This is a genomic window from Vibrio sp. L85, assembly GCF_963871815.1.
GTDB classification, from domain to species: domain Bacteria; phylum Pseudomonadota; class Gammaproteobacteria; order Enterobacterales; family Vibrionaceae; genus Vibrio; species Vibrio harveyi.
Window position 1 is genome coordinate 357,081 of the sequence record NZ_CAWMYL010000176.1, and the last position, 18,970, is coordinate 376,050.

Below are 18,970 nucleotides of genomic sequence, written 5' to 3' on the forward strand. Positions count from 1 at the left end.
TTCCTTAAATCACGACAAGCTCGGCATTCAACGCACCCGCTTCACTGAGTGCTTGCAGAATCGACATCAGATCCGTTGGTGTCGCACCTAAGCTATTCACTGCATTGACGATGGTGTTTAGCTCCGTTCCCGGCGGCCATATCACCATTTGCGCAAGCTCTTCATCAACGTTAATTTGCGTTTGATCTATGACTTTTGTATCACCACCAGCAAAGGCGTTCGGCTGGCTAACTTGTTGCGATTCCGATATACGGACAGTCAAGTTACCGTGGCTAACTGCCGCTTCGCCCACTTTGACATTTTTACCGATGACAACGGTGCCAGTACGAGAGTTGAAAACAATTCGAGCCGGTTTACGACCTTCTTCCACGCTCATCTCTTCTAGCATTGACATCATGGTTACACGCTGCTGGGTATCCATTGGTGCTCGCATTTCAACGCGTGCTTTGTTGATTGCTTTCGCTACATTTGGACCAAAGGTGTTGTTGATTTCACGGGCGATGTTTTTTGCGGTAGTGAAACTTGGCTTACGAAGGTTTAACGTGATTTCACCACGCTGGTTAAAGTCTGTTTCGATTTCTCGCTCCAACGTTGCACCGTTTGGAATACGACCTGCAGTTGGAGTATTCACTTCTACCTTGGAACCGCTTTTGCCTTCTGCCGACAAGCCGCCAACTACCACACTACCTTGAGCGATGGCATAAACTTCACCATCAATACCGCGCATTGGTGTAAGTAATAGCGTACCGCCACGTAAGCTTTTCGCGTCACCAATAGAAGAGACGACAACGTCGAGTGTTTGACCCGGTCCCGCCATTGGGTCTACCGATGCAGTAACACTCACCGATGCCACGTTACGTAGTTTCGGGTTCATGCTGTCATCAATTTGCACACCAAATTGGCGTAACATGTTGGTAATCGATTGAGCAGTGAATTTAACTTGGTTGCGGTCACCTTGACCTGCTAAGCCCACTACCAAACCGTAGCCGACCAATTGGTTTTCTCGGATGCCCTGAACATCCACCAAGTCCATGATCGGAATTTCCACTTCAGCTTGCGAAGTGGCAGGAAGTCCCAAGGTCAATGCCAATAGGAAAGAAGAAAAGAATGCGTTTATTGGCTTCATTAGAATGGTACCCATGGGCTGTTGAAGAACTGCGTCAGCCACCCAGCTGCGTTGCTGTCAGCTAATGCGCCGCGACCTGCATAGGTGATACGAGCATCTGCAATACGCTGAGAAGAAACTTGGTTGCTACGGTTGATATCATCAACACGCACGATGCCTGTTAGGCGAATAAATTCATCGCCTTGGTTAAGTCGCAACCACTTTTCACCGCTAATACGAAGCACACCATTTGGTAGCACTTCATGCACAGTAACCGTGATTGCACCCTGTAATTTGTTGCCCTGTGAACTAGAAGCGCTGCCATCAAAATTACGGCTGCCGTCCACGCTTACACCCAATTCATCGATGGTTTTAGTGCCAATGGTTGGCGCAACAAAATTTACAGTGGAGCTTTTACCAAACTTAGTGCCTGCTTTTTTGCTGGATTCCGTCTCTTCCGATAGCTGCACCGTCAAGACATCACCAACACGGTAGGCACGTCGGTCTTGGAATAACGTCATGGTGTATTGGTGACGATAAAGGCTACCTGAGTTTGCTTCTGGCAAGGTGTAATCCAACACCGGCGGCGCGTATTCCTCTGCATTTGGTTCAGGCGGAATAAACTCCTGACGCCCAGCACATCCCACCAGCAACACGACGGCAACTGCCCAACTTTTCGAAAGCCATTTCATTGCTTTTTCCTTCATCATCACCAATTTCTTACCTACATTGCCTGTGCGACAAACTTCAGCATGTCATCCGCTGCAGAAACGACTTTTGCGTTCATTTCGTATGCGCGCTGAGTTGTGATCATGTCGACCATCTCTTCAACAACTTGCACGTTAGAGCCTTCTAAAGCCCCTTGCTTAATGCTGCCCGCGCCATCTTCACCTGCGATTAACTCGTCAGCTGGTCCGCTTGCTGCTGTTTCACGGAACAAGTTGCCACCCACTGCTTCTAAGCCCGCAGGGTTAATGAACTTAGCCAGAGTGATTTGGCCCAGTTGCTGCGGCGTCGGGTCATCTGCTGACGTAGTTGTTACCGTGCCATCCACACCAACAGAGAATGAAATGGCGTTATCTGGGATCTGAATTTGAGGTTCTAGTGGTAGACCTTGACTGTTCACCATCAAACCTTCTGAGTTGATATGGAACTGACCATTTCGGGTGTACATGATCTGACCGTCAGAGTTTTCGATTTGGAAAAAGCCCTGACCCATTACCGCCAAGTCAAACTCACCAGTCGTATTTTGCGTGTTACCTTGTGTGAAGACTTTTTGCGTCCCCACGACACGAACACCAGAACCCAACTGAACACCGGTTGGTAGCTCGTTAACTTGGTCAACTTGCGCGCCTGGCTGACGCTGAATGCTGTAGAACAGGTCTTCAAACACTACTCGGTCACGCTTAAAGCCGACCGTGTTGACGTTTGCTAGGTTGTTCGAGATGGCAGTCATTTTTGTATCTTGAGCTGCCATGCCCGTTTTACTTACCCATAATGCTGAATGCATTGGTTATCTCCTTTGTGGCAGGAATTATCTAGAAGCACGATTTACGTTGAGCAAAAAGTGTTATCTCGCTGCCATCAATTTGTTTCCGGCTTGCGCCAAGGTTTCTGCGGTTTTCATCATGCGAACTTGCATCTCGAAGTTGCGCGTCAGTGACATCACGCTGAGTAGTTCATCGATGGCTGAAACGTTACTACCTTCGATATGCTCTGGTGCCAATTGCACCGTTTCATCAGCGACAAAAGGCACACCATCAACACTGTGCAGTAAGCTGTCGCTTTCTTTCTGAAGTTGGTTAATGGCAGGTTTCACCATTTTTAAAGTGCCAACTTCAACTTCTGCACCACCGCCCGGTGGGATCACAGACACGCGACCGCGCTCACTGATCTCAATCTTTTGAAAATCAGGCACGATCATTGGTCCGTTTTCACCTACAACGGGAAATCCATTGATACTCATGGCACCAAACGTATCGATTTTGATGTTACCCGCACGCGTGTAAGCCTCATTTCCAGCCGGTGTTTCTACTGTTAGGTAGCCTTCACCCATGATCGCAACGTCTAAGGGGCGTCCCGTTTTCATGATGTCGCCAGAATCAAAACGCGTTGATGCAGAGTTCGTCACCACCATGGTGCGACCATCAAAGCCCGCACCTTGCAATTCAACGCTTCGTACACGTTCCATATCCGCACGGAAACCAGCAGTATCGGCGTTCGATAAGTTGTTAGAACGAACGTGCTGAGCCTTAAGAACTCGGCTCGCACCAGACGTTGCAGTAAATAACAAGCTATCCATGCAATACTCCCATTACACTGCGTTGAACAGAGCTTGAGTTAGCTTGTCGTTGGTTGAGATGGTTTTGGCGTTCGCTTGGTAGTTACGCTGCGCCGTCATTAGCGCGACAAGCTCACTGGTTAAGTCAACGTTAGAACCTTCCAATGCACCCGGAGTAAGGTCACCCAGTGTACCTGTACCCGGAACGCCCATGATCGGCGCACCAGAGCTAAAGCTTTGTGTCCAAGCGGTACCGCTCACTTTCGATAGACCTTGCGTGTTAGCAAAGTCCGCAAGCACTACTTGACCTTGAAGTTGAGATTGACCATTGGTGTACGTCGCGTAAACCATGCCGTTGTCTTCCACTCGAACGCCAGCAAGTTCACCCGATGTGTAACCATTTGGATTATTGGTGCTCACGCCAAATGCAGCACCAAACTGAGTACTACCTGAAAGGCTAATATCAACGCTCATTGCGTTTGCACCCGCGGCTGGGAATGCCACATTAAATGCGCCAGCAGGAGAAGCCAGCGTACCATCGGTATTAAATTGAACGGTTTGAGCTGTTGCAGGAGTCGTAGGCGCGCCATCCACTTCTACATTCACTTGCCATTCGTTATCTGACGTTTTAGTGAAGTACTGAGTCACCGTATGGGAATTGCCTAGCGAGTCGAAAACCTTGGTGGTGTAAGAAGAGTTGAATGATTTAGGGTCCGAAGAATTAAATGGATAAACCGCTTGATCAATCTTGGTCGCACTTGCATCGAAGTTAGCAACAAATTCTAAGCTGCTTGTTGCTTTAGCACTCAGAGAAGAAGTGGATACCTTGATATCGCCGACTGAACCTGTTTGCAGGTTATTATTGTTGTCAACGCTGTAGCCTTGTAGTTTGGTTCCGTTGTTCGCGGTAACGAAATTGTTCTTATCTGTGCTAAATACACCAGCACGGGTGTAGAGCATTTGACCCATAGAGTCTTTGGTCACAAAGAAACCGTTGCCGTTAATTGCTAGGTCCATTGCTCTGCCAGTACCCGTTACAGAACCGTTTTTTTCGAAGTTCTGAGAGATTGACGCCACTTCTACGCCGCCTGGCTGCATGCCGTTGTAAACCGCCGCGAATTCAGTACGACCGCCTTTGAAACCATACGTCGAAGCGTTAGCAATGTTATGACTGATGGTGTTCAATTCTGTATTGGTCGCGTCCAGACCACTAAGTGCGATGTTAAAACTCATAAATAACCTCTGATTTCCTTATTTGGTTAAGCACCAAACTGAGTAATTTGATAGAAAGGAACGTTGCCAACGCCTTGAACATTGACCAGTGCTGAGCCACCTGAGCTTGGAATACGAACCTGCTCAACCGTGCCTGCCAGCAAAACTTTAGGGCTTTTCTGCCCATCTTGAACTTCCACCGCAACGGTGTACTTACCCGGTTTCAAACCGAGCTCTTCAGGATTAATGGAGAATTCCAAATCACCAGCAGCGTGCGCGCCAAGAGGCACTTTCGTTGATTGACCAAACTGGTCTTTCACCACTAGCGTTACTTGGTTAGAACCATGTTCTAGCTCTATCTTGCCGTTTTGCGCGCCTTCACCGAGTTCAAACTCATTCGATGAAACGTACACGGTTTGACCAACCAAACCAGCGGTCGAAAGCACTTGCATGTTGTCGAGTAACACCATGCTGTTTTGCATCAACTTCGACATGTTTTCGGTACTCTGCACCTGAGAAAACTGCGCAAGTTGACCAACGTACTCGGTTCCGTCTAACGGGTTTAGTGGGTCTTGGTTTTGAATTTGTGCCACCATCAACGAGATAAACTCATTTTGCAGTGAGCTGGCACTGTTCATATCTGATGGGTTGGCGGAAACACTTGCGTCACTGCCAGACTTGGTTGTTACCGGCTTATCGGAAGACAGTGGGGTGTATTGTGCGATACTCATTAGCTACCCTGCCCTAATCGAAGCAGACCTTGCTGCATGCTTTTCACATTCGCCAATACCTCGACATTGGTCTCGAAGCTGCGTGTCGCTGACATCATGTCTGCCATTTCTGACACCACATCAATATCCGGGTAGTACACGTAACCTTCATCGTTTGCCAATGGGTTATTAGGTTCGAAGCGCTTCTCTGCCTGCCCTGCATTTTTCACAACATCCACAATGCGAACTTCTGCATTTGGATAAGCACTGTTCTCTGTTGCCATTTGCGTTTTTTGATACACAGTTGCAAACACAGGTTTAAGTGCCTTGTAGGCATCATCTGGGTTGGCAGACACCGCATCGGCGTTTGCAAGGTTACTGGCTACCGTGTTCAGACGAACGGTTTGCGCCGTCATCGCTGAGCCAGTGATCGAATAGATATCAGTAAATGACATGTTTAACGTCCCTCAATCGCTTTCGCCAAGCCACTGAATTTCATGTTGAGAAACGTCAGGCTGGTTTGAAAGTCCATGTTGTTTTGTGTGAATTTGGCTTGTTCAACACCAAGTTCCACGGTGTTGCCGTCTTTGCTGTTTTGGTAAGGCACTGAATATTGCGCCTCTACCTGAAACTTCGGCACTGATTTGCTCACACTTCCCGTCGACATATTGTTCATCACGGTGGTGAAGCTCAGGTCCTTTGCCAAGTACCCTGGGGTATCAACATTTGCTAGGTTACTGGCGAGGACTTTGGTACGCTGAACGCGAAAATTAAGTGCCTCTGGATGTACACCTAACGCATTTTCGAATGTGATTGCCATGCATCTTTCCTTCAAGTCGGCTCGAATACGCCAAGAATGAAACAAGATGCGTGCCATAAAAATTAACCATAAAAATCAATGAATTACAAACAAGGAAGGAAGCCTCGCTTCCGGTTTACGGAAACCACTCAAAACAAGGGGAAAGGTCGATTTCCCCAAATTATGCTGCTTTGTGGTTTGGTTTTGAGTGCCAGTTCGATAAGTGCCGCTGCCGCTGAGAAAACCCTCACGGCGAACGAACTAAAAGTCACCGTCAGTGAACAATTTGAGCAAGAAGTCGCACAAATCGCGCGTTCACACCATTGGGGAACCTATCAGCTCGAATATCGTATTTGGGTTCCGGGTTCTGCCAATCACTTGCCCGCCTGTACGTCGCCTTTGGTCATCGCAGGACGAGATAATCGCCCACTGCCTGTTGGCAATTTGAAGCGCGCGGTCAGTTGTGAGGACATCACCTCTCCTTGGCGAATCAACGTTACAATCAAATCTGCAGTGACACTCCCTGTCCTCGTTGCGACCAGCACAATTGGGCGTAACGAAACGATCTCCGCGACTCATTTAAAATCTGAAACGCGCACGATTTCGCGCCAAGACGACTTCTACACACAAGTGAGCCAAGCGGTAGGATTGGAGACCTCTCGCCGTATTCGCGCCGGACAAATTATTGATCCTTCAAACCTAAGCTCCCCTGCTCTGGTTGAGAAAGGCAACGAGGTGATTATTGTTGCGAGCAAAGATGGATTTAGCGCCAGTACCAAAGGCGTCGCCCTAGAACAGGGAAGGAAAGGTCAGCAGATCGATGTAGAAAACATCAGCTCTGGCAAAGTGATACGAGCAGTCGTGACAGGGTTAAATCAAGTACATACTCAGTTCTGATTTTGGACTCAGGTTATCATTTTTTGATTTTTACACTCGTCAGCACAGGTGAACTTCGAGTACAAAAAATAAATATTTAATGTTCATCACACCCTAGTCGCCTATTCGATTTAGAACATGATGATTGAGGACAACAGCATGAAAATCGACAAAGTCGCGGGCGGTCATGTCCCACAAACGAAATTCCAGCAAGCAAGCAAGAAGCCTGTCGAAACCATCGCACAGAGCAAAACTAGCGAGCCAGCATTCCAAGCTAACACTGCCGCCATCGATCGCGCTCAAGCAGAAATGAAATCACTGCCAGACGTAGATATGGCAAAGGTTGAAGAGATCCGCAACGCATTAGCACGTGGTGAACTGAATCTGGATACCAAAGCACTATCCAAAGCAGTAATGCAGTTCCACACTGGTCACGAGTAACGCAGCGCACTAGGAGTCATGCATGGCAACGGCCGCATCGCAGCACATTCAACAATTTGTTCGTTCCCTAGCGGAAGACATTAAACTCTACCAGCAATTGCTAGAGCTTATTCAGCAACAAAAAACGCTGTATTTGAAGTTTGATGGGGAATCGCTTAGCGAGAACATTCAAAAGCAAACGCCAATTTTGAATCGACTTAGTCGCTCGGCGAGTGAAAGAAGTCAGTTGATGCGCTCGCTTGGACTCCCTTGCAACGAAACCAGTGTGAATCGAATTTTCAATGCTCTGCCTGCTAAAATTGGCACGCAAGCAAGAAAACAATGGGCGCTGTTGGAAACCTTGGTAAAACAATGCCAAACGGACAATCAGAGCAACGGTCAAAGCTCTGCGGCGTTCCAAGAGTTGGTCAGTCAACTCAAGCAACCTGTGCAACACACTTATGAAGAGCGTTCGTTCTAAACAATTCTCGCCTTGCCTACAGAATCTTCCTCCATCCAGGTCGATTACTGTGGGCTTTTTTGCGTTTTGGCTCACCTGCTTTCCTTCTCTCTCAATAGCCAAACCCAACGAAGAAACCATTACCCAACAATATCAAGTGCTCGCGCCCTACCAGAGCCAAATTGCCAAACGTCTCGATTCTGTTCGCCCATTGCTCGATCATATTTTCAAACAGCTTAAGCAGCAGTCATTACCGCCCACATTCGTTTTGTTGCCCATGTTGGAATCGTCTTATAACCCTCAAGCCGTCTCACATGCGAATGCTGCGGGTCTATGGCAATTAATCCCTGCCACAGCGACACGATTTGGTTTACAAGTATCAGACACCGATGATGAACGGTTTGATACCAAAGCCAGCACTCAAGCGGCGTTGAAATACTTGGCGTTCCTGTATGAGAAGTTTGATCAAGACTTGGCACTGACTCTAGCAGCTTACAACGCGGGCGAGGGACGCGTATCAAGGGCTATGAAAAATGCGGGTAGTCGAAATTTTGATGCGCTCACTTTACCCAATGAAACACAAGAGTACGTCAACCGCTTCTACGCACTAGAGCGCTTGGTTGATGTACAACAACTTCGTACGGATTCTTTTCAGCCTTTGCTGTTATTTTCCGACCAGTCATCTATCTACGCCAAACCGCTTATAGGCCTTAGTCGATTACCACCTCTGGTCGAATTGTGACACCTATCACTAAAACTCGACAATGTCAGGTGTTCGTAAAAATACAAGATCCTGTACTGCCAATTTGCAAACTCGTGATCTCGATGCAAACGCGTGCATAAAAGTTAAGGTAATGTATCTCAAAGATAAGAAAGAGCAGTGGTTTGCTGATAATTCACCAATTTGTGCTTGTGTATTGAGTAGAGATGCATCACATTACGGGTGCAAATTCAGTGAAAAACAATGGTTAGACCTATTAATTATTTACACAACAAATATAAAACCGCTATTGTTTTTACAGATTGAAACAAAATACAGAATATCGAGATGACGCTTCGCTTGCGCGTCTGGAATAAGTCCGGGTTCCGGGGGGGAGCTCGGACTTTTTTATTGGCTAGAAGTTACAACTTTGATCGAAGGGTGATTACAACAACTCTTTTGCGATTAGTTGGAGCAAGAAGGTTTCGCGTTCAATGCTCATTCCTTTCTTTGGGCTTTCTGCCATCGTCTTTTCATTATGCACAATCGCATCATGCACATTCATCCAAACTGGACGCATGCCGTTTTTCACTTCGTAATCTTCATAAGACGTTTCACCTAGCTCACGGTCAATCTTGCACGTGTAGCAGTATGACGTCATGTGCATCACATCCGCATCGTCTTTGTACCAAGGACGAAACTCTTCAAAGATACCAAATGGCTTAATGTTGTGAATGTTTTTCGCACCAGTTTCTTCTTCAAGTTCACGAACCAAACCTGCAATCACGTCTTCGCCTTCATCAATACCACCACCCGGCAGAGTGTAGTCGTGGTAACGTTCAGTGTAGAGGAGAAGAACATCTTCACCATCAAGCACAATGGCACGTGCTGCATTACGCTGAAAGATGATTTTGTCATCCAAATGTTCGATGTCTGGGTGCGTAGTTGTTTTTAAGTGTCTCATCGCAGGATCCGCTGTGAATGTTTTGCGCGCATACTACCGAAATTCATAACTATTCCCAAGTTTCAATTTGCGCAAGCCTACAACAATGCCACCCAAGATAACCTTGAGATACTTGGATATACAGACGAACAGTGAGCAAATTCTAAAATTACACAGAATTCCCTTTCAAGCGTCGTGCTTTTAACAAACATAAGACAGTATTTTTCTTAAACTCTCCTATAATCAACACACTACTCGTAATTCCCACGCGGAGATCAAGAATGAAAAAGACGGCTTTAGTAACGGCAGTGGCGGCAGCAATGGTGTTGGCAGGTTGTTCTACTTATGAAGGTGCAACTCGCTCAAACGAATACACATCAGCAGCAAACCCAGCAGCAGTATACTGCGTGCAGCAAGGTGGTGAACTAGATACAGTGACAGAAAACGGTGAACGCGTAACTTACTGCCTATTGTCTGAAAATGAGCGTGTTGAGCAGTGGGAATATTACCGTAAAAACCACAAAGAAGACGCTGAGTCGTAATGGTTAACATTTACGCAATCTAAGATTGCACAATCCACAACAAAGGAGCTTCATGCTCCTTTTTATTTTATCTAAACATTCCAGATTTCTGACACTTAGTCCTTTATTTACCAGCCTTACCGCATAGCGATACCATATCGAACGCCGTTTTATTTCTGACATTCCTCTGACATTACTTTCCACTTGGGCAATAAAATTTCTCGCGCACATCACGAAATTTCACGTTTTTTCCACATTTTTATTGGAGCGGGTGGTCAGGATGAAAATAGATACTGTCAAACAAGTCGAATCGGCACAATCCAACCTTGTTGAAGACTCAAAAATTACTGAAGAATCAAAGCGCGTTATCTACAAAGCGATGTTGAGTGCATTGACCATCATCGCGATTAGTATTTTAGTGAACCTGAGTATTCGCGTAGATTACGTTCTACTGGGCTCAAGCTTGGGTGAAACATCCATCACTGAAACGCTACAACTGATCATGTTAGCCGTCGCTTCTTGGTCGTTCTATCGCGTTTCCAAGCAAGAAGCTCACTTATCGCACGCCGCGATCCTTATCTCTGGCTTTTTTGCGGTATTGATGATCCGCGAAATGGATTACTGGTTTGATATGATTCACCATGGCTCTTGGGTATTCCCAGCCTTAGCAGTAACAGCACTCGCATGTGCAAAAGCTTACCAAGGTGGTAAAGGTACCGTGAATCAGATGGCGGTTATACTTCAGTCGCCATACATGAAACTGCTAATTGGCTCTGTTGTTTTATTGGTGGTATTTTCTCGCTTATACGGAATGGGAAGTTTCTGGCAACACGTTATGGGTGAGCACTACGTGCGTGATGTGAAAAACATCTCTGAAGAAGGCATCGAGCTATTGTGCTACAGCCTTATTGCACTAAGCGCAGTTCGTACTCGTCGTGAACTTAAACGCCAGTAAACCTGAGTTTCATTCCGATACACTCGCTTCTGGGTCAAGGCGTTGATTTAACGCCGTGAGTATCGGATGAAACACAGCCAACGCTTGTTGCGCTGCAAAAACTGAATCATCAAAGGCCGTCATTTCGATGGCCTTTTTCATCTCTTCGATTTGGTTTTTAACGTCTTGTGTTAAAGGCAAAGTTTGGAGTTTTTCTATTGCTTTTAAAGCTATCGCTAATGGTTTCGCTTGTACTTGAGCCAAGTCTCGCTTAAATGCCTTGTTTTTCACCCCTTCCAAATAAACACGATAAGTCGTCAGTTCATCAAATAAAAGAAACGCATCTGCCTGAGTGCCTGAGTTTGGATATGGCACACTGATATGCTCAGCGATATCTAGCGAAACAGTGAGCTCTATTCCCATGTCTGCACAACGCGATTTCAATACCCGTAATAAGCCTTGTTCATCCATCAAGGTCTGGATCTCAATAATGCGCTCTAAATGGTAGTCATTGGAAAGCAGTATGACTTCGATAGCTTGTCCCATTTGACATAACCCACTTTTCAGTAGCTCTTTTGCCGCATTTTGCATGTTCTGTACGGTATTCAGGGAACGACTCTCGATGATGACTTGCTGATCAGGAAAGTCGATTCCCCTAACCTTGGCTAGCTGACCAAAATACTGATACATCGCATCCGCTTCAGAGATCGTTTGACCTTGAGTGACCCCTCCACAAAAAACCAATGCCGTCGACTCAAAATCCCATTGGTTTAAAACGGAAACTAAAGCTTCCACACGTGAGCACCCTTCAGCACTGAGCTGATCATGCACCAAACGCTTACCTAGAATGATCACTACCTTGTTTAACTTCATTACCGAGATCTCAATTACTCATACTTTCGCGAACAATTTGTATACAAAAATTTGCTTTGCCAATACTCTTTCAGAAATTAACATCTAATTAACAATGTCGTTCTAGAGACCTTGACAAAGGTCCGCAAAGAAAGGAAGTCAATTATGCTGTCGATTTTCGATATTTTTAAGGTCGGTGTCGGTCCTTCTAGCTCCCACACCAATGGTCCTATGCTCGCAGGTTACCATTTCACTCAATTGCTTAGCGACTCTATGGCGAAAGTGCACAAGGTGCAAGTCGACCTTTACGGCTCTTTATCGCTCACCGGTAAAGGACACCACACGGATCGTGCTACCGTCTTAGGGCTAATGGGTAATAAACCCGACACTATCAAGATGACGAGCGCGAAAAGCGCGCTACAACATACCATTGAACACGGCACGCTCTCTGTCGCAGGTGTTCATGAAATCGTGTTTAGTTATGAGCACGATATCGTCTTCCACAGCGATAACCTTCCTCTTCATGAAAACGGCATGACCATCACGGCTTTTGATGCTGCTGGTGAGCAAGTGGCGTTTGAAACTTACTATTCCATCGGTGGTGGCTTTATTGCCACTGCAGCCGAGCTAGAAAACGGTGGCAATGAGGCAGAAATCCAAGTTACTTACCCTTTCACGTCTGCTGACGAGATGTTAGAAAAAGCAGAGCAAAACGGCTTTAGCTTAGGGGGGATGATCCTTCAAAACGAATTGGCTTTCCGTGAGCAAGAAGAGATCGACCAAAAAGCAGAACAGATCTGGAAAGTAATGTCGTTGTGTATGCAACGTGGCTTTGACACCGAAGGCATTCTTGAAGGCGGGTTAAACGTCACACGCCGAGCACCTAACCTACTCAAAAAGCTTGAAGCTAACGCAGCAGTAGAAAACGATCCAATGGAGATCATGGATTGGATAAACCTATTTGCTTTCGCAGTAAGTGAAGAAAACGCGGCTGGCGGTCAGGTGGTCACATCGCCGACCAACGGCGCAGCTGGCGTCATCCCCGCGGTACTCATGTACTACCATCGTTTCATCAAAGAGCTCGACAACAAACAACTGAAAGACTTCTTAGCTGTGGCTGGGGCGATTGGTATCTTGTACAAAACCAACGCTTCGATTTCTGGTGCAGAAGTCGGATGCCAGGGAGAAGTCGGCGTTTCTTCTTCTATGGCAGCAGCAGGTTTAACCGCACTGCGTGGTGGCAGCAACGAGCAAATCTGCATTGCTGCTGAGATTGCTATGGAGCATTCACTTGGCATGACTTGTGATCCAATTGGTGGTTTGGTTCAAGTTCCGTGTATCGAACGAAACGCGATGGGCGCAATGAAAGCCATCAATGCATCACGCATGGCGTTAAAACGCACTAGCAAATGTCTTATTTCATTAGATAAAGTTATCGAAACCATGTACCAGACAGGTAAAGACATGAACAAGAAATATCGTGAGACGTCACTCGGCGGTCTGGCAGTGATTCACATGGCACCACCTTGCGAATAGCATACTTTATTTCAGCGTTTGCTAATTAATATTTTTCATTGTTGGCGGATAAAATTCCGCCAACGTCTTTATTCCTGCATAAAAATCACGCTATCTCCCACCTCACTCTCGACTGCTTATTATTTCAACGTCTTTTCAAAACCTTAAAAATCACTAAAGAATAATAGTCTTATAAAATGTTATTTTTTAGTCATTTATTCACATAATTCCTAGTTGATCTAGAACAATACATTAGCAAGGCAAACGTTTCGCATTAGAAAATTTAGTGCATTAAATTCGTTTTATGCGACAATTGTTTCAATATGTAACATAGCGTTTAAGTAACATTTAACAGAAATAATAACTACCTTTCTCGCAATAGTGAGTATTTAATTATGTGGAATAAACTAAATAAATCTATGATGTTCTGCCAAATGATGTTTGGCTTATCATTCTACGGCGTGTTAGTCAGTCTAACGCGTTTTTTCTTAGAGGATCTGAATTACAACGAAGCTGATACCATGATGATCGTGGGTGCCTTTTCTGCGATTGGTCCCCTATTTGCGATTGCTGGCGGTTTCATCGCTGACAAATTTTTAGGAGCTTACCGTTCTCTATCGATTGCCTTCCTAGCATTCGCATCTGGTTACGCGCTGCTTGTTCTTGGTGCTTCGGCTACCAACGTACCACTGTCTATGTGTGGTATCGCACTAGCAAGCTACGGTCGTGGTTTGATGTCACCTTCCTACCCTAGCTTGTACAAACGTACCTTTAAGTCTCAAGAAGACTTTGAGAAAGGCTATCCAATCAACTACTCAGTGAACAACGTAGGCGCCTTCCTAGGTCAATACCTGTTCCCAATGATTGTATTGGTGATTGGCTTTAATGGCGGTTTCACCATCTCTGCAGTAATGGCAGGCGCAGCACTGGTTATGCTACTTGTGTTCCGCAAAGGCTTGGTTGGTGTCGCATCAGATCTAGACAAACAAACCGTTAGCATCAAAAACTGGATCTTCTTTGCTCTTATTTCTGTGGCGATGATTGCGTTGGTATTCTTCATGTTCTCAAACATGGATATCGGTCAAAACATCGTTTACGCCATTGGTGGTGCAGCAATTCTTTACTTTGTTTCTTTGATGTTGAAAGCAAGCAAAGCGGAATCATTGAAGATGGGTACCATCCTTATCGTAACCTTCCTAACCACGTGTTTCTTCGTTTACTACGGTCAAATGATGACTTCAATGAACATGGTGGCGATCAACACACTAAAAGGTTCCCTATTTGGCTTTATTCCACTAGAACCTGAAGCTGCAATGGCGATGAACCCGCTATGGTGTATGGTTGGTGGTCCTATCGTAGCTGGCTTCTTTGGTGTGCTAGAAAAACGCGATATTCACCTATCTACAGCAACTAAAATTGCGTTGGCATTCGTGCTAACAGCGATTGCTTTCGGCATCCTAACCTTCGCTGTAACCACAGTGGGCGAAGACGTAATCATCATGCCTGAGATCTTCCTAGCGATTCACTTCTTCCAAGCAATTGCAGAAGTGATTGTAGGCTCAATGGTCGTTGCATTTATCCTATCGGTTGCACCGAAGCACATTGAAAACTTCTCAGTAAGCTTGTTCTCTGTTGCTATCGCGCTGAGTGGTATTGTTGGTGCTGCATTCTCGACTTCTATCGCTCTAGAAAAAGGGCAAGAAATCACCCAAGAAATCGTACAACACGTCTACGGTGATTACTTCCAATTGCTAACCGTGCTCGCTGTTGTAATGGTTGCTATCGCACTAGGTGCTTCTTTCATCATCCGCAAAATGCTTGAAGCTGCCAAACGCAGTGAAGCTGAATTGGAAATGGTTGAGGCTAACGCACAAAACTAATATTCCTCTTCACCTAAATGCAAAAACGGAAGCCAATTGGCTTCCGTTTTTTATCGACAGAGGTTTGTCGCTTAGCGAGCGTTGGCTATGCAGCAAGCGTAAACATCAAATACGCGTTCAATGCCAGTACAAGAGTGACGATAACCACACCCGAATAAGATACCCATTTGTTGTTTTTGAACTCGCCCATCAAGCGCTCGCTGTTGGTAAAGATAAGCAGTGGAATAATCGCCAGCGCAATACCGAAGCTTAATACCACTTGGCTCATCACCAAAATATCAGTGGTGTTCATACCCAAACCAATCACCACAAATGATGGCGCCATGGTAATGAAGCGGCGCAACCACATTGGAATAGAGAAGCGTACAAAGCCTTGCATCACGACTTGTCCTGCCATGGTTCCCACTACTGTGGAAGATAAACCCGAAGCAATCAGAGACACACCAAATAGCACAGAGGCTGCTTTACCTACGAGTGGGGTCAGCGTCATGTACGCGGTTTCAATTTCTGCTACATGCTGGTTACCAGAGTAATGGAAAACAGCTGCTGCCATCGCCACAATAGCGATATTCACAAAGCCCGCTATTACCATCGCAATCAACACGTCAAAACGAGTAGTACGAAGACGTGTTTTCGTACTTTCACCATAGTTGTTTTTGAACAATGCCGAGTGAAGGTATATCACGTGAGGCATCACAGTTGCGCCTAAAATGCCCGCCGCAAGGTAGATTTGGTGCGAGTTAGTAAATGTTGGGGTTAACAAACCTTTTGCCATTTCACCGCCAGCGGGGTGAGCGAAGAACAATTCCGCAATGTAGATAACCGCAACCAGCATCAGAAGCGAACCAATCACCACCTCTAGCGGCTTTTGACCTTTCTGGTTAAGCGTCAGAATCATCACTGTCGCAACGGCAGTGATCAACGCCCCTTCCATCAAACTGATACCAAAGACAAGCTGAAAGCCGACTGCTGCACCAATAAATTCCGCTAGGTCAGTTGCTATCGCTATGATTTCAGCCTGAATCCAATAGAAACCCACTGCCCATTTATTAGGTAGATGGTCGCGTAAGTGTTCTGCGAGGTTTTTGCCTGTAACAATGCCAAGTTTAGCGGACAAATACTGAATCAACATCGCCATGAGGTTTGCCCAAAGCACAACCCAAAGCAGTTGATAGCCGAATGAAGATCCCGATTCAATATTCGTTGCAAAGTTACCTGGGTCAATGTAACCAATTGCAGCAATAAACGCTGGACCTAACATGAGTAACTTGCGTTTTATTTTGTTAAAGGCTGACGCGTTTTGTGCCGCCGTTGTTTGTATCGCTGTAGCGTGTAAATTATTGGACGTACCATTCATGAGCGTATTCCCCTCTCGTCGATAGAGAAAATCATACGCCAACCTAAATGAGAATCAATATCATTTAGGTGTACAAAAATGGTAATTAAGATTTCAACAATTAATTTTCAATTATCAATAAACAAAAGCTATCAGAATAACTTTAAATCTAGAAGTGTCATAAACAACAATGCCGCGTTAAACGCGGCATTGAAAGTAAGGAGATTTCGACCATTTAGTCGCGGCGACCGCGAAGTTGGATCGGTTGAGTAGAAGCGTCTGTTTGAATCATAACACCACCATAAGCAGCATCATTTCGACCTTTTAGAGTCAGGTTAGAATCTGCGCGTTCCACATCAACTTGGTTAGCTTGGCTTGTTGTCATATCAATGGTACCTGTGTATGACCCATCGCCAGCGAATGCCACATTTACTGAACAAACCATTAAGCCTAGTGCGATTAGTTTTTTCATACGTCACCTCTGTTGTTTCTGGTACATCATTTCGATATAGAAACTTTAGCAACGCCGCCCAAGTAGCACGAGGAAAACCCGAATTTACCAAATGGAAATCCCTGTTGGAAAAAGGCTTTTTTGCCATAAACTTAGAATTGACCATTCCCTGTCTTTCCGCTGTTGAGGCAGCGCTATGATGCCGTAGCAAACGTTGGCTGGAGTAAAAGAATGACAATCAATCTAGATATGCAGAACGTCTTGGTAATAAAGCGCATGTACGATCTGCGCAACGTTCGCTTGGTCGCGGAATCAATGGGAAAAACCTCCGGCGCCATCAGCAAAAACCTCACTAAAATGAAAGCGCAACTGGACGATCCTCTGTTCATTCAAACCAAAAATGGATTTGAACCAACCTCATTTGTGGAAGCCAATATGCCTCATTTCGAGCAAATCTTGGCGAGCGCAGACGCAATCAAACCCCAAGAGTTTTCCCCGCCGCTTTATACTGGCGACGTTGCAATCTACGCCAACACACTTTTTTGGGATCGTTTTGGCGATAAACTTTACCTAGAGTTACTCAAGCAAGCGCCGCATGCCAATTATGCATTTTTAAGGTGGGGGGCTGATGCTCGCAATCGCATCATTGACGGTGAGAACGCCATTGCTATTCATTACTTTGATGAAGATCTACCTCAATCCATCGCACAAAAAGAGTTGGGAAAAGGCAAAGCGGTATTCTTTGTACGCAAAGATCATCCTGCCAAGGACTTCCAATCGTTGGGCGATTATACCTTTGTTTTGTTCAAGACGCCTGGTTGGAACGATCATAAATACCCACTTTTGGATCGCTTAAAAAACATCGGCTTTCATGTTGATCCAAAAGTTGAGATTGAACATCCTGCCATGATTCACAGCATCATCATGAACACCGACCATTTCGGTATTACGATGAGTGGTAACGTTCCTGAATCATGTCGTAGCATCGAACTTCCAAATGGTTTAGAGCTCGGTGTGAGCTTTGTGATGAGCTGCCGACGTTCTCAGCAGCACGACCCACAAAACCAATGGCTGTTTAGTGTGATTCAATCCATCATCAAAAGGCACACCAAGCCAGACTAAAATTTGATTTCTCCCAATATGCCCAAAGTAATCGCTTGGTGGTGTTTGTTGAGGTATTCGATATCTTGTAAATAAGCCGTATGGTGACAATCTTCCATATTGGCTTGAAACTGGGCATCACCATTGGCTGCCATCGTGCGCATGTGATCGACTAACGCCGTTAAGCGCAACGTCATTACCTCCACCAACTCTTCGCGTTCTAATCGGGAGCAGCCATAGGCATCACAAAAGATTTTGGCTCGTCGAATTTGTTCTTCTAACGTGCCCATCTTGTCATCTTCATCAGTCTTAAATGGCGCCCAACCGTATATAGAAAAAGCAATATCCCAAATTCGCGGCGCAGGATGAGCGGTATCGAAATCAAATACGCCGCTCACGACATCCCCATCTAAAGCCACGTTATAAGGCATGAAATCACCGTGACAAATCACTTCTTGCGGCGAGCGAGCTGGCAACATCCAATGATGAACATCTTGATCATGCTGTTTAAGGAAACTCTCCGACGCATCATGATAACAACGGAGCAGGTTTGCGGCAGATTTCAACGCAGTGAGCGAAGCAATCGGTCCTTCTAACGGGTAGTTATAGCTGTCACCCTCAACAAAGGTCAGCAACTCTTTCCCGCCCTCAATCGACACTGCTTTTGGACATGCAGTAAAACCATGTTGATGAAGATGTTGGAGTAATTGATGGACGGTCATCGTCCAGTGGCTAGCTGGTCTACTGACCAAATTACCTTTACGATAAATGGCATTATCCCTGCCCCCTTCTAACGCTTCCATTACTGCTCCTTGATAACCAGAGCGCATGCTCTGTGAGTGATGACGACATGAAACGTACTCTGTCATCTTAG

22 protein-coding genes are annotated in these 18,970 nt (G+C 45.7%); 9 read left to right on the plus strand and 13 right to left on the minus strand.

Annotation, left to right across the window (positions count from 1 at the left end; translation table 11 throughout):
- Positions 1-4 precede the first annotated feature (4 nt).
- From AACR11_RS19120 to flgB, 8 genes are read right to left on the minus strand one after another with little or no spacing between them, the layout of a single operon-like run.
- Positions 5-1,126, minus strand: coding sequence for a flagellar basal body P-ring protein FlgI (locus AACR11_RS19120; RefSeq protein ID WP_045487002.1), 1,122 nt, complete (start codon positions 1,124-1,126; stop codon positions 5-7).
- Positions 1,126-1,797 (minus strand): flagellar basal body L-ring protein FlgH, encoded by a 672-nt coding sequence (flgH, locus tag AACR11_RS19125; protein ID WP_009696916.1) that lies wholly within the window; start codon positions 1,795-1,797, stop codon positions 1,126-1,128. The genes AACR11_RS19120 and flgH overlap by 1 nt, the downstream gene beginning before the upstream one ends.
- Before the next feature lie 32 nt (positions 1,798-1,829).
- Positions 1,830-2,615, minus strand: coding sequence for a flagellar basal-body rod protein FlgG (gene flgG / locus AACR11_RS19130; RefSeq protein WP_005445374.1), 786 nt, complete (start codon positions 2,613-2,615; stop codon positions 1,830-1,832).
- Between the two features lie 60 nt (positions 2,616-2,675).
- Positions 2,676-3,407 (minus strand): flagellar basal-body rod protein FlgF, encoded by a 732-nt coding sequence (gene flgF / locus AACR11_RS19135; RefSeq protein WP_029789141.1) that lies wholly within the window; start codon positions 3,405-3,407, stop codon positions 2,676-2,678.
- A gap of 12 nt (positions 3,408-3,419) precedes the next feature.
- Positions 3,420-4,619: a flagellar hook protein FlgE gene (gene flgE / locus AACR11_RS19140; protein ID WP_005445376.1), complete on the minus strand. Its 1,200-nt coding sequence runs from the start codon at positions 4,617-4,619 to the stop codon at positions 3,420-3,422.
- 26 nt (positions 4,620-4,645) lie between these two features.
- Complete coding sequence (flgD, locus tag AACR11_RS19145; protein WP_005445377.1) at positions 4,646-5,329, minus strand: flagellar hook assembly protein FlgD; 684 nt, start codon at positions 5,327-5,329, stop codon at positions 4,646-4,648.
- Positions 5,329-5,763, minus strand: coding sequence for a flagellar basal body rod protein FlgC (gene flgC, locus AACR11_RS19150; RefSeq protein ID WP_005445378.1), 435 nt, complete (start codon positions 5,761-5,763; stop codon positions 5,329-5,331). Before flgC ends, flgD begins: the two co-directional genes overlap by 1 nt.
- A gap of 2 nt (positions 5,764-5,765) precedes the next feature.
- The gene (flgB, locus tag AACR11_RS19155; protein WP_005445380.1) at positions 5,766-6,128 is read right to left on the minus strand and encodes a flagellar basal body rod protein FlgB; all 363 of its coding nucleotides are present in this window, start codon (positions 6,126-6,128) and stop codon (positions 5,766-5,768) included.
- Between the two features lie 78 nt (positions 6,129-6,206).
- Here flgB and flgA point away from each other — a divergent pair, with 78 nt between their 5' ends.
- From flgA to AACR11_RS19175, 4 genes are all read left to right on the plus strand, one after another.
- On the plus strand, positions 6,207-7,004 hold the full coding sequence (flgA, locus tag AACR11_RS19160) for a flagellar basal body P-ring formation chaperone FlgA (protein ID WP_017188579.1): 798 nt from the start codon (positions 6,207-6,209) through the stop codon (positions 7,002-7,004).
- 138 nt (positions 7,005-7,142) lie between these two features.
- Positions 7,143-7,424: a flagellar biosynthesis anti-sigma factor FlgM gene (gene flgM, locus AACR11_RS19165; RefSeq protein WP_026000156.1), complete on the plus strand. Its 282-nt coding sequence runs from the start codon at positions 7,143-7,145 to the stop codon at positions 7,422-7,424.
- A 22-nt stretch (positions 7,425-7,446) separates the two neighbouring features.
- Positions 7,447-7,884 carry a flagellar export chaperone FlgN gene (gene flgN / locus AACR11_RS19170; RefSeq protein ID WP_005445383.1) on the plus strand — a complete coding sequence of 146 codons (438 nt, stop codon included), beginning with the start codon at positions 7,447-7,449 and terminating at the stop codon, positions 7,882-7,884.
- Positions 7,885-7,927: 43 nt separating this feature from the next.
- Positions 7,928-8,605 (plus strand): lytic transglycosylase domain-containing protein, encoded by a 678-nt coding sequence (locus AACR11_RS19175; protein WP_029789143.1) that lies wholly within the window; start codon positions 7,928-7,930, stop codon positions 8,603-8,605.
- Between the two features lie 403 nt (positions 8,606-9,008).
- Here AACR11_RS19175 and AACR11_RS19180 read toward each other — a convergent pair whose 3' ends face one another.
- Positions 9,009-9,527 carry an NUDIX hydrolase gene (locus tag AACR11_RS19180; protein ID WP_029789144.1) on the minus strand — a complete coding sequence of 173 codons (519 nt, stop codon included), beginning with the start codon at positions 9,525-9,527 and terminating at the stop codon, positions 9,009-9,011.
- Between the two features lie 260 nt (positions 9,528-9,787).
- Here AACR11_RS19180 and AACR11_RS19185 point away from each other — a divergent pair, with 260 nt between their 5' ends.
- Both AACR11_RS19185 and AACR11_RS19190 read left to right on the plus strand, forming a co-directional pair.
- Positions 9,788-10,048, plus strand: a complete 261-nt coding sequence (locus tag AACR11_RS19185) for a putative hemolysin (RefSeq protein WP_005445386.1) — start codon at positions 9,788-9,790, stop codon at positions 10,046-10,048.
- Between the two features lie 259 nt (positions 10,049-10,307).
- Positions 10,308-10,982: a hypothetical protein gene (locus tag AACR11_RS19190; RefSeq protein ID WP_009696910.1), complete on the plus strand. Its 675-nt coding sequence runs from the start codon at positions 10,308-10,310 to the stop codon at positions 10,980-10,982.
- Between the two features lie 9 nt (positions 10,983-10,991).
- On the opposite strand, the gene AACR11_RS19195 is transcribed toward AACR11_RS19190, so the two are convergent.
- Positions 10,992-11,834, minus strand: a complete 843-nt coding sequence (locus tag AACR11_RS19195; RefSeq protein ID WP_029789145.1) for a YdcF family protein — start codon at positions 11,832-11,834, stop codon at positions 10,992-10,994.
- A gap of 144 nt (positions 11,835-11,978) precedes the next feature.
- On the opposite strand from AACR11_RS19195, the gene AACR11_RS19200 reads away from it, so the two are divergent.
- Positions 11,979-13,349, plus strand: coding sequence for an L-serine ammonia-lyase (locus tag AACR11_RS19200; protein ID WP_005445390.1), 1,371 nt, complete (start codon positions 11,979-11,981; stop codon positions 13,347-13,349).
- Positions 13,350-13,723: 374 nt separating this feature from the next.
- Positions 13,724-15,208, plus strand: a complete 1,485-nt coding sequence (locus AACR11_RS19205) for a peptide MFS transporter (protein WP_009696908.1) — start codon at positions 13,724-13,726, stop codon at positions 15,206-15,208.
- 85 nt (positions 15,209-15,293) lie between these two features.
- Here the strand turns inward: AACR11_RS19205 and AACR11_RS19210 are convergent, their stop codons facing one another.
- Together AACR11_RS19210 and AACR11_RS19215 are read right to left on the minus strand one after the other, a co-directional pair.
- Positions 15,294-16,565 carry an Nramp family divalent metal transporter gene (locus tag AACR11_RS19210; protein WP_005445392.1) on the minus strand — a complete coding sequence of 424 codons (1,272 nt, stop codon included), beginning with the start codon at positions 16,563-16,565 and terminating at the stop codon, positions 15,294-15,296.
- A 214-nt stretch (positions 16,566-16,779) separates the two neighbouring features.
- A complete protein-coding gene (locus AACR11_RS19215) occupies positions 16,780-17,016 on the minus strand; it encodes a hypothetical protein (protein ID WP_005445393.1) in 237 nt (78 codons plus the stop codon).
- Between the two features lie 210 nt (positions 17,017-17,226).
- Here AACR11_RS19215 and AACR11_RS19220 point away from each other — a divergent pair, with 210 nt between their 5' ends.
- Complete coding sequence (locus tag AACR11_RS19220; protein WP_005445394.1) at positions 17,227-18,117, plus strand: LysR family transcriptional regulator; 891 nt, start codon at positions 17,227-17,229, stop codon at positions 18,115-18,117.
- On the opposite strand, the gene AACR11_RS19225 is transcribed toward AACR11_RS19220, so the two are convergent.
- On the minus strand, positions 18,114-18,899 hold the full coding sequence (locus tag AACR11_RS19225) for a phosphotransferase enzyme family protein (protein ID WP_029789146.1): 786 nt from the start codon (positions 18,897-18,899) through the stop codon (positions 18,114-18,116). The genes AACR11_RS19220 and AACR11_RS19225 overlap by 4 nt on opposite strands.
- Positions 18,900-18,970: the final 71 nt, after the last annotated feature.